Annotated in this window: 16 protein-coding genes, 1 pseudogene and 1 riboswitch; of the genes and pseudogenes, 9 read left to right on the forward strand and 8 right to left on the reverse strand. The window is 60.9% G+C overall.

All coding sequences use genetic code 11. The features are described from left to right. Positions 1-89 precede the first annotated feature (89 nt). A riboswitch (cobalamin riboswitch) is annotated at positions 90-302 on the reverse strand. A 103-nt stretch (positions 303-405) separates the two neighbouring features. Next, entirely contained in the window at positions 406-759 is a 354-nt protein-coding gene (gene uraH / locus Q0677_RS00820) for a hydroxyisourate hydrolase (protein WP_298904987.1), read from the reverse strand. Between the two features lie 113 nt (positions 760-872). Here uraH and puuE point away from each other — a divergent pair, with 113 nt between their 5' ends. After that, on the forward strand, positions 873-2,294 hold the full coding sequence (puuE, locus tag Q0677_RS00825) for an allantoinase PuuE (protein ID WP_298904990.1): 1,422 nt from the start codon (positions 873-875) through the stop codon (positions 2,292-2,294). Next, positions 2,291-2,785 carry an ureidoglycolate lyase gene (locus Q0677_RS00830; protein ID WP_298904993.1) on the forward strand — a complete coding sequence of 165 codons (495 nt, stop codon included), beginning with the start codon at positions 2,291-2,293 and terminating at the stop codon, positions 2,783-2,785. Before puuE ends, Q0677_RS00830 begins: the two co-directional genes overlap by 4 nt. 6 nt (positions 2,786-2,791) lie before the next feature. On the opposite strand, the gene Q0677_RS00835 is transcribed toward Q0677_RS00830, so the two are convergent. Next, a complete protein-coding gene (locus Q0677_RS00835) occupies positions 2,792-3,388 on the reverse strand; it encodes an HD domain-containing protein (RefSeq protein WP_298904996.1) in 597 nt (198 codons plus the stop codon). Further along, a complete protein-coding gene (locus Q0677_RS00840; protein WP_298904999.1) occupies positions 3,385-4,530 on the reverse strand; it encodes a TauD/TfdA family dioxygenase in 1,146 nt (381 codons plus the stop codon). The genes Q0677_RS00835 and Q0677_RS00840 overlap by 4 nt, the downstream gene beginning before the upstream one ends. Positions 4,531-4,629: 99 nt before the next feature. Between Q0677_RS00840 and Q0677_RS00845 the strand changes: the two genes are divergently transcribed. From Q0677_RS00845 to Q0677_RS00865, 5 genes are all read left to right on the forward strand, one after another. Next, positions 4,630-5,490, forward strand: coding sequence for a LysR family transcriptional regulator (locus Q0677_RS00845; protein ID WP_298905003.1), 861 nt, complete (start codon positions 4,630-4,632; stop codon positions 5,488-5,490). Positions 5,491-5,622: 132 nt separating this feature from the next. Next, entirely contained in the window at positions 5,623-6,354 is a 732-nt protein-coding gene (locus Q0677_RS00850) for an ABC transporter ATP-binding protein (RefSeq protein ID WP_298905005.1), read from the forward strand. Continuing rightward, positions 6,329-6,943 (forward strand): energy-coupling factor transporter transmembrane protein EcfT, encoded by a 615-nt coding sequence (locus Q0677_RS00855; RefSeq protein ID WP_298905007.1) that lies wholly within the window; start codon positions 6,329-6,331, stop codon positions 6,941-6,943. The genes Q0677_RS00850 and Q0677_RS00855 overlap by 26 nt, the downstream gene beginning before the upstream one ends. Before the next feature lie 4 nt (positions 6,944-6,947). Beyond that, complete coding sequence (locus tag Q0677_RS00860; protein ID WP_298905009.1) at positions 6,948-7,499, forward strand: biotin transporter BioY; 552 nt, start codon at positions 6,948-6,950, stop codon at positions 7,497-7,499. A 164-nt stretch (positions 7,500-7,663) separates the two neighbouring features. Continuing rightward, positions 7,664-9,199 (forward strand): sulfatase-like hydrolase/transferase, encoded by a 1,536-nt coding sequence (locus tag Q0677_RS00865; RefSeq protein ID WP_298905012.1) that lies wholly within the window; start codon positions 7,664-7,666, stop codon positions 9,197-9,199. On the opposite strand, the gene Q0677_RS00870 is transcribed toward Q0677_RS00865, so the two are convergent. Both Q0677_RS00870 and ilvD read right to left on the reverse strand, forming a co-directional pair. Further along, on the reverse strand, positions 9,172-9,855 hold the full coding sequence (locus tag Q0677_RS00870; RefSeq protein ID WP_298905015.1) for a haloacid dehalogenase type II: 684 nt from the start codon (positions 9,853-9,855) through the stop codon (positions 9,172-9,174). The two genes, Q0677_RS00865 and Q0677_RS00870, sit on opposite strands and share 28 nt — an antisense overlap. A 102-nt stretch (positions 9,856-9,957) precedes the next feature. Then, on the reverse strand, positions 9,958-11,793 hold the full coding sequence (ilvD, locus tag Q0677_RS00875; protein ID WP_133486947.1) for a dihydroxy-acid dehydratase: 1,836 nt from the start codon (positions 11,791-11,793) through the stop codon (positions 9,958-9,960). 187 nt (positions 11,794-11,980) lie between these two features. Between ilvD and Q0677_RS00880 the strand changes: the two genes are divergently transcribed. Continuing rightward, the gene (locus Q0677_RS00880; RefSeq protein WP_298905019.1) at positions 11,981-13,000 is read left to right on the forward strand and encodes a GDP-mannose 4,6-dehydratase; all 1,020 of its coding nucleotides are present in this window, start codon (positions 11,981-11,983) and stop codon (positions 12,998-13,000) included. A 77-nt stretch (positions 13,001-13,077) separates the two neighbouring features. Here the strand turns inward: Q0677_RS00880 and Q0677_RS00885 are convergent, their stop codons facing one another. The 3 genes from Q0677_RS00885 to Q0677_RS00895 form a co-directional block, all read right to left on the reverse strand. Beyond that, positions 13,078-13,344 carry a hypothetical protein gene (locus Q0677_RS00885; protein WP_298905021.1) on the reverse strand — a complete coding sequence of 89 codons (267 nt, stop codon included), beginning with the start codon at positions 13,342-13,344 and terminating at the stop codon, positions 13,078-13,080. A gap of 415 nt (positions 13,345-13,759) precedes the next feature. Next, a complete protein-coding gene (locus tag Q0677_RS00890) occupies positions 13,760-13,951 on the reverse strand; it encodes a hypothetical protein (RefSeq protein ID WP_298905025.1) in 192 nt (63 codons plus the stop codon). After that, entirely contained in the window at positions 13,948-14,232 is a 285-nt protein-coding gene (locus Q0677_RS00895) for a hypothetical protein (protein ID WP_298905028.1), read from the reverse strand. The genes Q0677_RS00890 and Q0677_RS00895 overlap by 4 nt, the downstream gene beginning before the upstream one ends. A 41-nt stretch (positions 14,233-14,273) precedes the next feature. Here Q0677_RS00895 and Q0677_RS00900 point away from each other — a divergent pair. Beyond that, positions 14,274-14,900, forward strand: a pseudogene (locus Q0677_RS00900) (IS3 family transposase); the annotation flags it as partial. Between the last annotated feature and the right edge of the window lie 3 nt (positions 14,901-14,903).

Raw genomic sequence — 14,903 nt, forward strand, 5'->3', positions numbered from 1 at the left:
CCTGCAATCAAATGAACGAACGGGGTATCGGCACGGGAGGGTCTTTGGACCGCCGGGCCAGACGCTCACCCCGGCGTCCGGTGGAAATGGGCAATTGCCCAGCGTCCGGCAGGTCTCCTGACTTGCGGGTCGTCGCGTAGCTGGCCTTCCCGGGGCGGACCCAGTGGCATGTTCAGCTTTGCTCGCCGCTCACAGTTGCGGGGGCAGTCCCGGACTTGGCGCCTGTTGGCTACACCTCACCGGGTTCCCTATTACTTTCGCGGTGCTTCTGCACACGCGAAACCGATCGCTGGCCTTGAATGTCAGAACAGGCGGGGACGAGTCAAGCGAAAGCACGGGTGGCGACGGGTCGCAGATGTGACGGGAGAAGTCGCAAAATTTGTAAGGGTTTGTTTTCGAAAAGAATTAACTTCCGCGATATGTCGAGTATCCATAAGGCGATAGTAAAAGCGGCACGTGGTAATGCGCCTGCTCGGATATGCCGAAACGGATGGGGACCATATCAAGGAACAGCGGGCTTTCCCCGTCCTGACCGGTCGCACGCAGATAGTCGCCCGCATGGAAGTCCAGCTCGTAAACCCCGGCCTCAAACTCGTCAGACGGCAGGATCTGTTCGTCCGTCCGCCCGTCGTCATTGGTCACAAGGGAACGCACCAACGCCCGCACCTCGCCCTCGATCCGGTAGAGGTCAATGCGCAAGCCCTGCGCCGGGCAGCCGCGCGCCGTGTCCAGAACGTGGGTGGTTAGATATCCGGTCATGGCGTGTCCTTTCCTTGGCTTCACTATTGGGGGATCGGCGATCTGGCGCAATCCCATTTGACCTGACCCGCGTTCCTTGGAAGGGTGGACAGGAACCAAGTACGAGGGAACCCATGCCCGACAGATACACCCGTGACATGCGCGGCCACGGCCCGACACCGCCCAACCCGAACTGGCCGAATGAGGCCAAAATCGCAGTTCAGTTTGTCCTGAATTACGAGGAAGGCGGCGAGAACTGCGTGCTGCACGGCGATGCCGCGTCCGAGGCGTTCCTGTCCGACATTCCTGGTGCTGCCCAGTGGACCGGCCAACGGCACTGGAACATGGAAAGCATCTATGAATACGGCGCACGGGCGGGGTTCTGGCGGCTGCATCGTCTATTCACGGGCGCGGATATTCCGGTGACGATCTATGGCGTGGCCACCGCCCTCGCCCGCAGCCCCGAACAGGTGGCCGCGATGCAGGATGCCGGGTGGGAGATCGCGAGCCACGGGTTGAAATGGGTGGACCACAAGGACATGCCCGAGGACGAGGAACGCGCCGCGATCACCGAGGCTGTCCGTCTGCACACTGAGGTCGTCGGCACGCCCCCGCGTGGCTGGTACACCGGGCGGTGTTCGGAAAACACCGTACGGCTGGTCGCCGAGCATGGCGGGTTTGACTATATATCAGATACTTACGACGACGACCTGCCCTATTGGACCGAAATCGGAGAACGCGATCAGCTGATCATCCCCTACACGCTGGAAGCCAATGACATGCGCTTTGCGACCGCGCCGGGCTGGGTGACAGGGGACGATTTCGGGGACTATCTGATCGACGCCTTTGACACGCTTTATGCCGAAGGTCAGGCCAGTGATCGCCCGTCGATGATGTCGGTCGGGCTACACTGTCGCCTGATCGGCCGCCCCGGCAAAATCGCCGGTCTGCGCCGGTTCATCGACCACATCCAACGCCACGACGATGTCTGGTGCCCCCGCCGGATCGAGATTGCCGAGCACTGGGCGACGCACCATCCGCACACCCGCATCGAGCGCCCCAGCCAGATGACGCGGGACCGTTTCGTGGACCTTTACGGTGGGATCTTCGAACACTCCCCTTGGGTCGCCGAACGCGCCTTCGAGTTGGAGCTTGGCCCCGCCCATGACAGCGCCGTGGGCTTGCACAACGCGCTCTGCCGCGCCTTCCGAACCGCCAGCGGAGATGAACGGCTGGGCGTTCTACGCGCCCACCCGGATTTGGCGGGCAAACTGGCGGCGGCGGGACGGCTGACGGCGGAAAGCACCTCGGAACAGGCCAGCGCCGGGCTGGATATGCTGACGGACCAGCAGAGGCTGACCTTCACGCAGCTGAACGCGGACTACGTGGCCAAACACGGCTTCCCCTTCATCATTGCGGTGCGCGACCACGATAAGGCCTCGATCTTGGCGGCCTTCAAGCGCCGTATCCACAACGACCGCGCCACCGAATTCACCGAGGCCTGCCGCCAAGTCGAACGCATCGCCGCGTTCCGCCTGATGGACCTGCTGCCATGACCGACATCACCGCGCAGCCCTTGACGGCTGACCCCTTTGCGCCGTTCGGCGATGTGCTGGAGCTGACCGACCGCGACAGCCTGACCATCAACGCGGGCATGTGCCAGCGTCATCACGATCTGGCGCAATTGGACTTTGGCGATGGCCGTGCCGGGATCAGCCTGTTTGACGGCAAGCCGCGGCAGTTTCCTTATGAACTGGATCTGGTGGAACGGCACCCGCTGGGATCGCAGGCGTTCATCCCGATGAACGGCGTGCCCCTGCTGGTTACGGTCTGCCCGGACGAAGCTGGCACCCCCGGCACGCCGCGCGCCTTCATCATGCGCCCCGATCAGGCGATCAACCTGCACAAAGGCACATGGCACGGGGTCCTTGCGCCCATCGGGGCGCAAGGGCTTTATGCTGTCGTGGACCGGATCGGCGATGGCGCAAATCTGGAAGAGTTCAGCTTCACGGCCCCGATCCTGATCCATCCGCCGAACCAAGAATAACGCGGCTTAGCGATCCGCCGAGCCGCAGCGACGGTCCACCATGCGCTGAACCATCGGCGCAAAGTGCCAATAGTCCGGCGTTTCCATCCCGGCACGCTTGCCGGCTTCGTCCAGATAGCGGACGGCGATGATCTCTTTCAGGTTTGGATTCTGTTCGAATTCCGCCACCTCGTCCGCGTTCATCGGCCCACCCTGCAATTCCAACGTATGCACTGACGCAGCGCTCAGCCGGTCGAAATAGGTCGGCTTGGTCGCGCATAGATAGCGCTTCGCCGCGACGTGAAAGCGCACGCAATCGGTGATCACGCTGGGGAAGAACTGCTCCAAAACCTCAGCGCCCGCATCTTCGTGATGCCGGTCTTCGGTGTCATCCGGGTGATAGGTGCCAAACTCGGACGTGAAGTGGCCAATGTCGTGCAGAAGAGCGCCAACGATGATCTCTTCGCTTTGGCCGTTCTGCTCGGCGATGGTGGCGCCTTGCAGCATGTGTTCGGCCATGGTGACGTCTTCGCCCAGATATTCTTCACCGCCACGGCGGTCGAAGATACCTCCGATGAATTCGACGATGTTTTCAGACGTCAGCGCTTCAATATCCGGCTTCATTCTGCAGCCTCCTGCGTGCGCGAACGCGATAGGGCAGCATGGGTTGAACGCAGCCCGTCCTTGTCCGAATAACAGCCCTGAAGCCAACGTGTACCTTCGCCCGAGTATCCCTTGCGGGCGTGTAGAACGCGGGTGTTGTCGACCACGAAGCCCTCGCCCGGTTCCAGACGGAAGGTGACCTCCATCGCGGGATCATCAATGATCTCGCCCAGACGGCGATAGGCGGCATAGTAGGCCTGCATCTGGTCAAACGGCACGTCGGTCACTGCCGCCAGCGAGCGGTTGTTGAAGCGGACGCCGATGATCTCGCCATCCGGGGCAAGTTCGATCATCGGGCGGCGCGATTGCAGGCAAACGCCTTCCTCGCCCGCGTATTCGAACTGCGCGCAGTGATTGGCCAGAACGTCGAAAGCAGCCGGGTCTTCCTCGCGCAGTTTGCGCGCGGCAGCGAAGCCGTCCACGACCATGTTCTCGCCCCCAGCGGCCGAGCTTTCCAAGCAATAGAGCACCTGAACCGAGGGCACCGGATCGCGATACGGGTTGTCCGTATGCGCCTGAAGCCCCAGCCCGGTGAAGGCCAAGTTGGTCGGGTTCACCTCGGTCCGGACCTCGAAATGACGGCCGTAGTTGGTCTCGCGGACATAGCCGAACAGATCGACGACCTTGAACAGCGCACCGTCTTCGACGGGCCCGTTTACAACCTTGCCGAACCCAAAGCGGGTGACCTGCTCCAACCACGCGGCTAGTGCATTCGGGTCCGACGACAGCTGCGCGAAGTCTCCAATAGGCACAGCGCCCATCAGACCCGAATCCCATGTTTCGATCCCGTCGCCCAGCCAACCGCGTTCGGCCGGGGCGGGGCGGTCATAGGCGTTGTCGATCAGCCAGCTTGCGTCATAGGTGATGGTCTTCCCTTCAGGCGCAAAACGGATGGTCACCTGATCGCCGCTGGCGGACGCCTCAGTCATATGTGTGTCGGCAGGCAGTTCGCCCAACGATACCAAGCGCTGGCCGTTGCCTGCTGCGCGGGTCTCGGGATCCCACGAATTGTCACGCAGCCACATGGCGTGAAAACGCAGCGGGCCGTTGGGGGTGGTCAGGGTCAAAACCTGGCCCGATGGGTCAAGCTGGGTGGTAAACATGCGCGTGTCTCCTGTGACGCGTTGATCCTGGGATGATTGTCCGCCCAAAGCGTGATAAGGACAACCAAGCGAAAACATACCTGAGACCCCGATCTGCTTATGGATAATCCCCTCTCAAACCTGCCGCTCGACTGGATCCACGCGTTCGAAGCCGCCGGGCGGCTGGGCAGTTTCACCGCCGCCGCGCAGGAAACCGGGCTGACGCAGGCCGCGATCAGCCAACGGATCGGGCATCTGGAAACACGTCTGGGCGTCGCGCTGTTCATCCGCAAACCGCGCGGCGTTGTGCTGTCGGTCGAGGGCGAGGCATGGCTGCCCTACGTCACCCACGCGCTGGGGACATTGCGCCAAAGTTCAGAGGAACTCTTTGGCATCCAACGTAAACGCCTGACGGTGTGGAGCAGCGCCTCGGTCCTTGAGCATTGGATTGCGCCGCGGCTGGCGGGACTGTCGCTGGGTGCGGATGTGCAACTGTCGTTCAAGACACTAATGCTGGCGTCCGAAGACAATCCGCAGCTGCGCGGGGTGCGGTTGCGCTATGGCAGCGGGGATTGGAGCATCCCCCACCGCGCCCGCCTGTTTGACGAGGTGCTGGCCCCCGTCGCGGCCCCCGCGCTGATGCAAGGCGTGGATCCGGACCGCTGGCAGGAGTTGCCCCGGATTGGGCTGTCCGGCCCGCGCATGGGCTGGCACGAATGGGCGGCCCACACGGGCGACGCGCCCACCCCCATTCCGCATCTGCGCTTTGACACTTTCACCGCCGCCCTTGCCGCCGCACGGGCCGGGGCGGGTGTGTTACTGGCCTCGATCCCCATGGTTGAACAGGCGTTGGCCACCGGCACGCTTGTCCGCTTGTCGGACGACGCGCTGCCGTCCGAGAACTCTTATTGGATGGTGGCCGAGCGCGGAGAGTTGACCCAACGGCAATGGAATACGCTTACTGCCGCATTCTGCACCTGACATGATCAAATTCGAGGCCCGAAATGTGACGGGGTAGAACTACGTTTTCTGCATTTTCTTGCGGCATTCTCTCTTGCGTCCGGTTAAAAGCCCCGTCAAACACCTGCAAACTTCGGGCCTTGGAAAGGGCACATGGACAGTCAGATGAAACCCGCGCGGATCGAATTCCAAGCTGCCAGCTTTGCGGTGGCCGAGCGTCGGATTCTGTCAGAGCTGTCGGTGGACCTGACCGCCAAACGCATCGGCATCATCGGGCGCAACGGGTCGGGCAAGACCACCTTCGCGCGGCTCTTGTCGGGACTGGTGGAACCCAGCGCGGGCACCGTCCGCGTGGACGGGATCGACCCGGCCAAAGACCGTCGTGCGGCGCTGTCGTTGGTGGGCATCCTGTTTCAAAACCCAGACCACCAGATCATCTTCCCCACCGTGGTCGAGGAACTGGCCTTTGGTCTGCGCCAGCTGGGACTGGACGACCCCGAGGGTGCTGCCCGTACCCAACTGGAGCGCTTCGGCAAAAGCCACTGGGCGGACAGCCATGTGCACGGGCTGTCTCAGGGACAAAAGCAACTTGTCTGCCTGATGGCGGTGTTGGCGATGGCCCCGCGCATTCTGGTGCTGGACGAACCTTTCGCAGGGTTGGACATTCCCACACGGATGCAGCTTGGCCGCTATCTGGATCGCTACGAGGGCACGCTGGTCCACGTCACCCATGACCCGCACGAGCTGACCACTTATGACCACGTTCTATGGATCGAAGCCGGGGCGCTGGCGCAGCAAGGTCTGCCCGCCGATGTGCTGCCCGCCTTCACCGCCCAGATGAAACAGCAAGGAGAGAGCGATGATATCTCTGACCTCTCCGATTGAGACCCGCGCCCACGGCTGGCCCGCCGGTCTGAAGCTGGCGGGGCTGTGCGTCGTGACGATCGTGCTGTTTCAAATGCAAAGCTTGTGGTTCCACCTGGCCGCCTTCGCCACCACGCTGACGCTTTATGCCCTGCCCGGCCAAAGCTTTCTGCGCGCCGGACTGCGCGCACTGAAAGTGCTGTGGCCCTTCGTCGTGCTGGTCGGGATCTATCACCTGATTATCCGCAGCCCGGTGGATGGGCTGGTGATCATCCTGCGCATGCTGACCGCCGTTGGGCTGGCCAATCTGGTCACCATGACTACCCGCCTGTCTGATATGATCGCCGTGGTGCGCTGGCTGGCAACGCCCCTGCGCGCGCTAGGGCTGCGCACCGAATACCTTGAGACCGCCATCGCGCTGGTCATCCGCTTTACGCCTGTGCTTCTAGCCAAAGGCACCCACCTGACCGAGGCCTGGCGCGCCCGGTCTGCCCGCCGCCCCGGCTGGCGCATCATCCTGCCATTCACGGTTCTTGCGTTGGACGACGCAGACCACATTTCCGATGCGCTGCGCGCGCGCGGCGGTTTCGATGCCATGAAGGAGTCTTAACTCAATGGAAAAGAACGTAACCCTTATCGCGCTGTTCGCAGCCCTGATCGCGGCCTTGGGCCTGATCCCCAAGATCGACCTGTTCTTCGGCGTGCCCATCACCGCCCAAAGCCTTGGCATCATGCTGTGCGGCACCATCTTGGGCGCCAAGCGTGGCGCGCTGGCCGTGCTTCTGTTCCTGCTGCTGGTTGCCATCGGCCTGCCGCTTCTGGCTGGCGGGCGCGGAGGCCTTGGCGTCTTTGCAAGCCCGACTGTCGGCTTCCTGATCGGCTTCCCGATTGCCGCCTTCGTCACCGGCCTGATCACTGAGAAATGGCGCACTGGCCCCGTCTGGCTGAGCGCCGGTGTCGCCGCCGTCGTGGGTGGCATCATCGTGCTCTACGGCTTTGGCATTCCGGGCATGGCGATCATGCTGGACAAGACGCTGGTGGAATCGACCGCTCTGGTCACCGCCTTCATTCCCGGCGATGTGATCAAAGCCGCGCTGGCTGGCATGCTGACCGCAGCCCTGGTCAAAGTGCGTCCGGCCAGCGTTCTGTCGCGCGCCGAAGCCTGATCCAAACACATCCTATTAGGTTTCAGCCGCAGCGCCCCCACGCGCTGCGGCTTTTCTTTTGCCGGACGTACCAGTTTGCCGCTTTCGACCGAACCAGCGCAACTTCCGCTGGACGCGGTGAAAATCCATGCCCTATCAATTTCAGTACAGGGGAGGGATCCGCGATGACCGCCAAGAAAAACGTGCTGTTTATCATCATCGACCAGCTGCGGGCGGACTGCCTGCATGGGGCGTTGGCCGATCACGTGGACCTGCCCAATCTGCGTGCGCTGTTGGACGAAAGCGTCACGTTCGAGCGTCACTTCTCGGTCGTGAACCCGTGCGGGCCGTCGCGTGCCTCGATCCTGACGGGGCAATATGCGATGAACCACCGCTCGGTCCGCAACGGCACGCCCTTGCGCCACGACACGCCCACCATCGCCAGCGAGATGCGCAAGGCGGGCTATCTGCCCATGCTGTTTGGCTATACGGATACGTCGCAAGACCCGCGTATCTTCGCCCCGAATGATCCCGCCGTTCAGACCTATGAACAAGCCATGTCCGGCTTTGTCGAACAGGTCGAGATGCGGCTAGAGATGTCGTACCCGTGGCGGTCCTACCTGATGGGCAAGGGGCATCACTGGGACAACTACTGGCAGCTTTATATCCCCGGCGGCGACGGGTCTGCGATCAATGCGCCCGCTGTGTATTCAGCTAAGGATAGCGACACCGCTTTCCTGACAGATCAGTTCCTTGACCGGATGCCCGCCTATGCCGATCAAAGCTGGTTCGCGCATCTAACCTATATCCGTCCGCACCCGCCGCTGGTCGCGCCCGCGCCCTATAACGACATGTACGACCCGACCACCCTGCCCGCGCCCACCCGCGTTGGCTCGCGGGATGACGAGGCTGCGGTCCACCCGTTCTTTGGGCCTGCGCTGGCCAAGGAAAAGGCGGCGAATTTCGTCATTGGCGCCAAGGCCGATGACAGCGACGAAACCCTGCAAGCGCTACGCGCCGTCTATCTGGGGCTGGCGACCGAAGTGGATCACCATATCGGGCGCGTCGTCAGCTTCCTGAAAGACAGCGGCCAGTGGGGCGAAACGCTGCTGATCGTCACCGCCGACCATGGCGAGATGCTGGGAGACCACCACGCATGGGGCAAACACTCGGTCTATGACGCAGCCTATCACACGCCGCTGATCATCCACGCGCCGGAGTGCAAAGCGGGGCATGTGGTGGATGTCCCGACCGAGAGCATCGACCTGACGCCCACGATCCTAAGCTGGGTCGGACAAGAGGTGCCGAACGCGATGGACGGGCGGTCTTTGCTGCCGTTCCTGTCAGGCGAGGTGCCCAAGGATTGGCGCGACTATTCCTTCTCGGAACTGGATTTCGCGGACCCGATCACCCCGACCCTGTGGCAGAAAGAACTGGGGACAGATGCCAGCAACTCCTGCGTTGGCATCCTGCGCGACAGCCGGTTCACGTTGATTGAGTTCGCCGCAGAGCTGCCGCCGCTTCTGTTCGATCACGACGGTCAGGGAGAGTTGGAGAATGTTGCCGACAAACCGGAACATGCTGCGGATATGATGCGACTGACACGGCACATGCTGCGCCATCGGATGCGGAACATGGACCATACGCTATCGTATGACATGATCACCGATCAGGGACCGAAAAGCGCGCAGCGTCACCCAGAAAACGACGCCAGCGCGTAGTCTGCCACGTCCTTCAGGCTAGTCCCGTGGGCCATCGGCTCGACGCCGAGCCTCTCCATCGGCAGGCCGTAGCGGTTCAGCCAGATCGTGTGATAGCTGAACCACGTGGCGCCACAGATGTCCCAGCAATTGGACGAGACGAACAGAATCTCTGACGCGTCACAACCGAACACGTCCGGACCCATCTGATAGGCCTCGGGCGCGGTTTTAAATTTGCCGACACTGTCGACAGACAGAACGTGATCCAACAGCCCGTCCAGCCCAGCAGCCTCCAACGCGCTGTCGAGCATCGCAGGCGTTCCGTTCGACAGGATCGCCATCGGCACCCCGGCGGCTTTCAGGCGGGTCAGTTGGGCGTGGTTTTCCTGAAACGCGGTCAGCTTCTCATAGGCACCCATCAACGCAGCGCGCTGCGCGGCGGTTGGCGTCACCCCATGCAATTCGCAAGCATAATCCAACCCATCCCCGGTCACCTGCCAGAAATCGGCGTATTGGTCGCACATCGTCCGCAGGCGGGTGTATTCGATCTGCTTGTCACGCCATGTGACGGCGATATCTGCACCCTTGCCGGGGAAGAACTCTTCCGCCAAGGCGCCGACCGAATAGACATCCAGAAGAGTGCCGTAGGCGTCGAAGGCAATTGCTTTGATGGGCATGGGGGATCCTTTCCGTTCGCATCCTTAGCCTAGGGGCAGAGGGGGCGGTCGGGAAAGGGAAAACGGGCGCGTGGGTATTCCTACCTACGCGCCCGGTTGTGTTTAGTCGATGACGCGAACTGCGCCTTTTGCTGCCGACGACGCCAGCATCGCATAGGCTTTCAGCGCCTTCGATACCTTGCGTTTGCGCGGCTCGGCGGGGACCCAGCCCTTCTTGTCCTGCTCGGCACGGCGGGCCGCCATTTCCTCGTCCGAGATGGCAAGGTTGATGGTGCGGTTCGGGATATCAATCTCGATCTTATCGCCGTCCTGTACCAGACCGATCGCGCCACCTTCGGCGGCCTCCGGCGAGGCGTGACCGATCGACAGGCCCGAAGTCCCGCCCGAGAAGCGACCGTCCGTCAGCAGCGCACAGGCTTTGCCCAGACCCTTGGATTTCAGATAGCTGGTCGGGTACAGCATTTCCTGCATCCCCGGACCACCGCGCGGGCCTTCGTAACGGATGACAACCACGTCGCCTTCCTTGACCTTGCCGGTCAGGATGTTGTTCACAGCCGCGTCTTGGCTTTCGCAAACATGAGCGGTGCCGGTGAAGGTCAGGATGCTTTCATCCACGCCTGCTGTTTTCACGATGCAGCCGTCTTCGGCAATGTTGCCGAACAGAACCGCCAGACCACCGTCTTTCGAGAATGCATGTTCCGCCGAACGGATCACGCCACCTTCGCGGTCGGTGTCCAGTTCCTTGAAGCGGTTGGCTTGGCTGAACGCTTGCGTGGTGCGCACGCCACCGGGGGCAGCTTTGAACAGCTCTTCAGCAGCCGGGTTGTTGGCAACCTTGATGTCCCATTTCGCAATCGCCTCGCCCATGGTGGTCGAGTGTACGGTCGGCACGTCGTTGTGCAGCAGACCCGCACGCGACAGTTCGCCAAGGATCGAGAAGATGCCACCGGCACGGTGCACGTCTTCCATGTGGACGTTATGAATATTCGGCGCGACCTTGCACAGGCAGGGCACTTTGCGCGACAGGCGATCCATGTCGGTCATGTCGAAATCAACCTCGCCTTCGTTGGCGATAGCCAGAAGGTGCAGAACCGTGTTGGTGGACCCGCCCATGGCGATGTCCAGCGACATGGCGTTTTCGAACGCTTCGAAGGTTGCGATCTCACGTGGGAGCAGACCTTTTTCTTCGTCCTGATAGTGACGCTTGGTGATCTCGACGATCTTGCGGCCTGCTTCCAGGAACAGGCCTTTACGGTCGGCGTGGGTCGCCAGCGTCGAACCATTGCCCGGCAGCGCCAGCCCCAGCGCCTCGGCCAGACAGTTCATCGAGTTCGCAGTGAACATGCCCGAGCACGATCCGCAGGTCGGGCAGGCGTTCTCTTCGATGTGCTGAACCTGCTCGTCGGTGTATTTGTCGTCGGCAGCGGCAACCATCGCGTCGACAAGGTCGATCTTCTTGGCGTCCAGATCGGCAATGTCGATCTTGCCCGCTTCCATCGGGCCACCGGACACGAAGATCACCGGGATGTTCAGGCGCATCGCGGCCATCAGCATGCCGGGGGTGATCTTGTCGCAGTTCGAGATACAGACCATCGCGTCAGCACAGTGGGCGTTGACCATGTATTCAACCGAGTCCGCGATCACTTCGCGCGAGGGCAGCGAATAGAGCATCCCGTCATGGCCCATCGCAATCCCGTCATCGACGGCGATGGTGTTGAATTCCTTGGCGACGCCGCCAGCGGCCTCGACCTCGCGGGCGACCATCTGGCCCAGATCCTTCAGGTGGACGTGACCCGGTACGAACTGCGTGAAGCTGTTCACAATGGCGATGATCGGCTTACCGAAATCGCTGTCGGTCATCCCGGTCGCGCGCCAAAGGCCACGGGCACCGGCCATGTTGCGGCCATGGGTCGAGGTTCTGGATCTGTAAGCAGGCATGTGGTTCCCACCCTTATCTGAATGTTCCTGTCTGGCTGCGATTATCACCTCGCGCGCCTTGAAACCAGAGCCGATTGACATCCGCACAGGGTTTGCGCGGCGAACGCAGCGTCTTGCCAAGGTGCTTGGCGCTGAGGTACGCGGCGTCTAGGGTTGAAACAGACGATTTCAGAGAAGGTCATTTTCAATGGGTAAACGTAAGGTTCTGGTGACGGGCTCGGCCGGATTTATCGGCTATCACCTGTCAAAACTGCTGCTGGAAGAGGGCTTTCGTGTCCACGGCTTTGACGGGATGACGGATTACTATGACGTCACCCTAAAGCAGCGCCGCCACCAGATGCTTCTGCAGAACGAAAGCTTCTCGGCCACCGAAGGGATGCTGGAAGATCTAGAGCTGTTCGACCAGATGGCAGACGCATTCGAACCCGACGTAATCGTCCATTTGGCCGCGCAGGCCGGGGTGCGCTACAGCCTTGAAAACCCCCGCGCCTATATCGACTCGAACGTCGTTGGCACCTTCAACGTGATGGAGGCCGCCCGTCGCCACGAAGTGGAGCACCTGCTGATGGCCTCGACCAGTTCCGTCTATGGCGCGAATGACGAGATGCCGTTTACGGAAACGGAAAAGGCCGACACGCCGCTGACCATCTATGCCGCGACCAAAAAAGCCAATGAAGCCATGGCGCACAGCTATGCGCATCTGTGGCACATCCCCTCGACCATGTTCCGGTTCTTCACCGTCTACGGTCCGTGGGGGCGCCCCGACATGGCACTGTTCAAGTTCACCAAGGGGATCATCGACGGAACGCCCATCGACATCTACAATAACGGCGACATGTTTCGCGACTTCACCTATGTCGAAGATCTGGTGCGCGGCATCCGCCTGCTGATCGACAGCCCTCCGGTCCGGCCCGACAGCAAGGACGACATCGAAGAGGGCGACAGCCTGTCCCCCGCCGCGCCCTATCGCGTGGTGAATGTTGGGAACTCGGACAAGGTACGCTTGATGGATTTCGTGGAGGCAATTGAAGACGCCTTAAGTAAGAAAGCCGAGCGCAATTACATGGAGATGCAGAAGGGCGATGTGCCGGCCACTTGGGCGGATGCGACCTTGCTGCAACGTCTAACCGGATACCGCCCGGCCACGGATTTCCGCGACGGGGTGAACAGTTTCGTGGCGTGGTACCGGGACTACTACAAAGTCTGATCGTTCCGCTCCACAAAACAAAACCCGCCCTCTGCAGGCGGGTTTTGAGCGTTTGGTGACACGGGGCAGACTGCGGATCAGGTCAGCACAAGCGCGTGGATACCGGTCGCGGTGGTCCCCAGCGACATGACTTTCAGCACGCCAACCGGAAGGATGGAATGGTCTGCAACGGTGACGTTGCGGATGCCCCCAGCCACGCTGACAAACGACAGGGAACCACCAGTTTCCACATACAGGGACACCGCCACTTCGGGCAGGTTGCTCAGATCTGACGGCACAACGGGGACCAGATCGGTGGCCGGACCGCGCAGGGATGGCATACGGTTTTCAAAGGGATTGGACATTGCAAGCTCCTGACAAGTTCACACGCTGACAGGCAGCCAAATTCAGGGCACCTTTGCGCGTTGGTGTGCCGAGCTTTCTAAGCCGAGGGGCTGAAGAAGGCTTAACTGGGCCGCACGCCCCGTTGCGTCGCCTTCAGGGATGCGGGCATCCCCAAAACAAAATGCCCCGCACAAATCGGCGGGGCATTTTGAGATTCTCAATAGCCAAGTTGGCGATGTAGGTTCGGGCGAAACCTTGCACCGCGGCGCACCAAAATTCTGGGAAATTTCGGGTTTCGTTCCACAAACTTTGCACACGGTTTCGACCATAACTTTGCACTGCAGAGGTACATGTAGTTTCCCATAAAACAACCGACTTCATTTCCTGAAGCCGGGTTTCCAAAAGACCAATGCACGTCAAAGCAGATGGCGCGCTCTACTCACCCTCAGGCGGATCAAGAACTTGATCAAGTTTCTCAAATGGAGCCGTCTCACGAAACTGCTCGACAAGATCGGGATCATCAACCCGGTCCCGGCCGCTCGTCCTCAGCAGCCAGACGAGGTAGGCCAACGCCCCTGCAGTCACCAAAGTGGAGACAATCAGAAATGCTGTCTCGAACGAGGTCATTTTGATTTCCCGGCAAAAGATGTAATCAATGGCTTATCAAGCCCTCTCGCGAGATCCGACAGAGCGACGAGTAGGCCACTGGTTGCCTTCCCATCTTGAAAGCCACCAACAGTTTCAATTTCCCTTTCATCAAATTTCCTCAACAACGATCGGGAAGTTGTGTTGAGCTGTTTGGCCAGAGCCGACACCTGGACATATGTTACTTGAAATCCAGCGAGGGCTTCAGGGTAAACAACTCTGGCCACACCTTGTGAATGCGGTTTGAGTTCATGCTTGATCAAGCCAGCATCACACCAATGCGCAATGCACTGTTCTTTCCAGCCTGTGCTTTCTGCATCTGCGGAACGTCAAAGGCTTTGGCTGGAACCACAAACGCGTGTATCGCATCTACCGCGAGTTGGAGCTGAACATGCGGATCAAGCCTCGGAAGCGGCTGCAGCGCGAGAGGCCGGAGCCGCTGGTCGTGCCAGAGGCTCCGAATGAAGTTTGGTCAATGGACTTCATGGCAGATCAACTGGCTGACGGTCGGGCGTTCCACACATTGAACGTGCTTGATGACTTCAATCGCGAAGGGCTGGCCATCGAAGTGGACTTCTCACTGCCCGCCGAGCGTGTGGTTCGGGCGCTGGACCAGATCATCGCCTGGCGAGGCAAACCTCTGGCCATTCGCGTAGATAACGGTCCCGAATATGTCAGTGGGCGCCTGCAGACCTGGGCTGAGAAGGCAGGGATCTGTCTGCTTTACATCCAGCCGGGCAAGCCCCAGCAGAACGCTTATATCGAGCGCTACAATCGGACAGTTCGCACCGAATGGCTCGGGCGATACCACTTCGAAAGCATTGAAGACGTGCAGGATCACGCAACGAAATGGCTCTGGACTTACAACAACGAAAGACCAAACATGGGCATCGGCGGCATGACCCCGATGCAGAAACTGAAAGCAGCTTAGATT

The sequence above is a fragment of the uncultured Aliiroseovarius sp. genome, from assembly GCF_947492455.1.
Lineage (GTDB): Bacteria > Pseudomonadota > Alphaproteobacteria > Rhodobacterales > Rhodobacteraceae > Aliiroseovarius.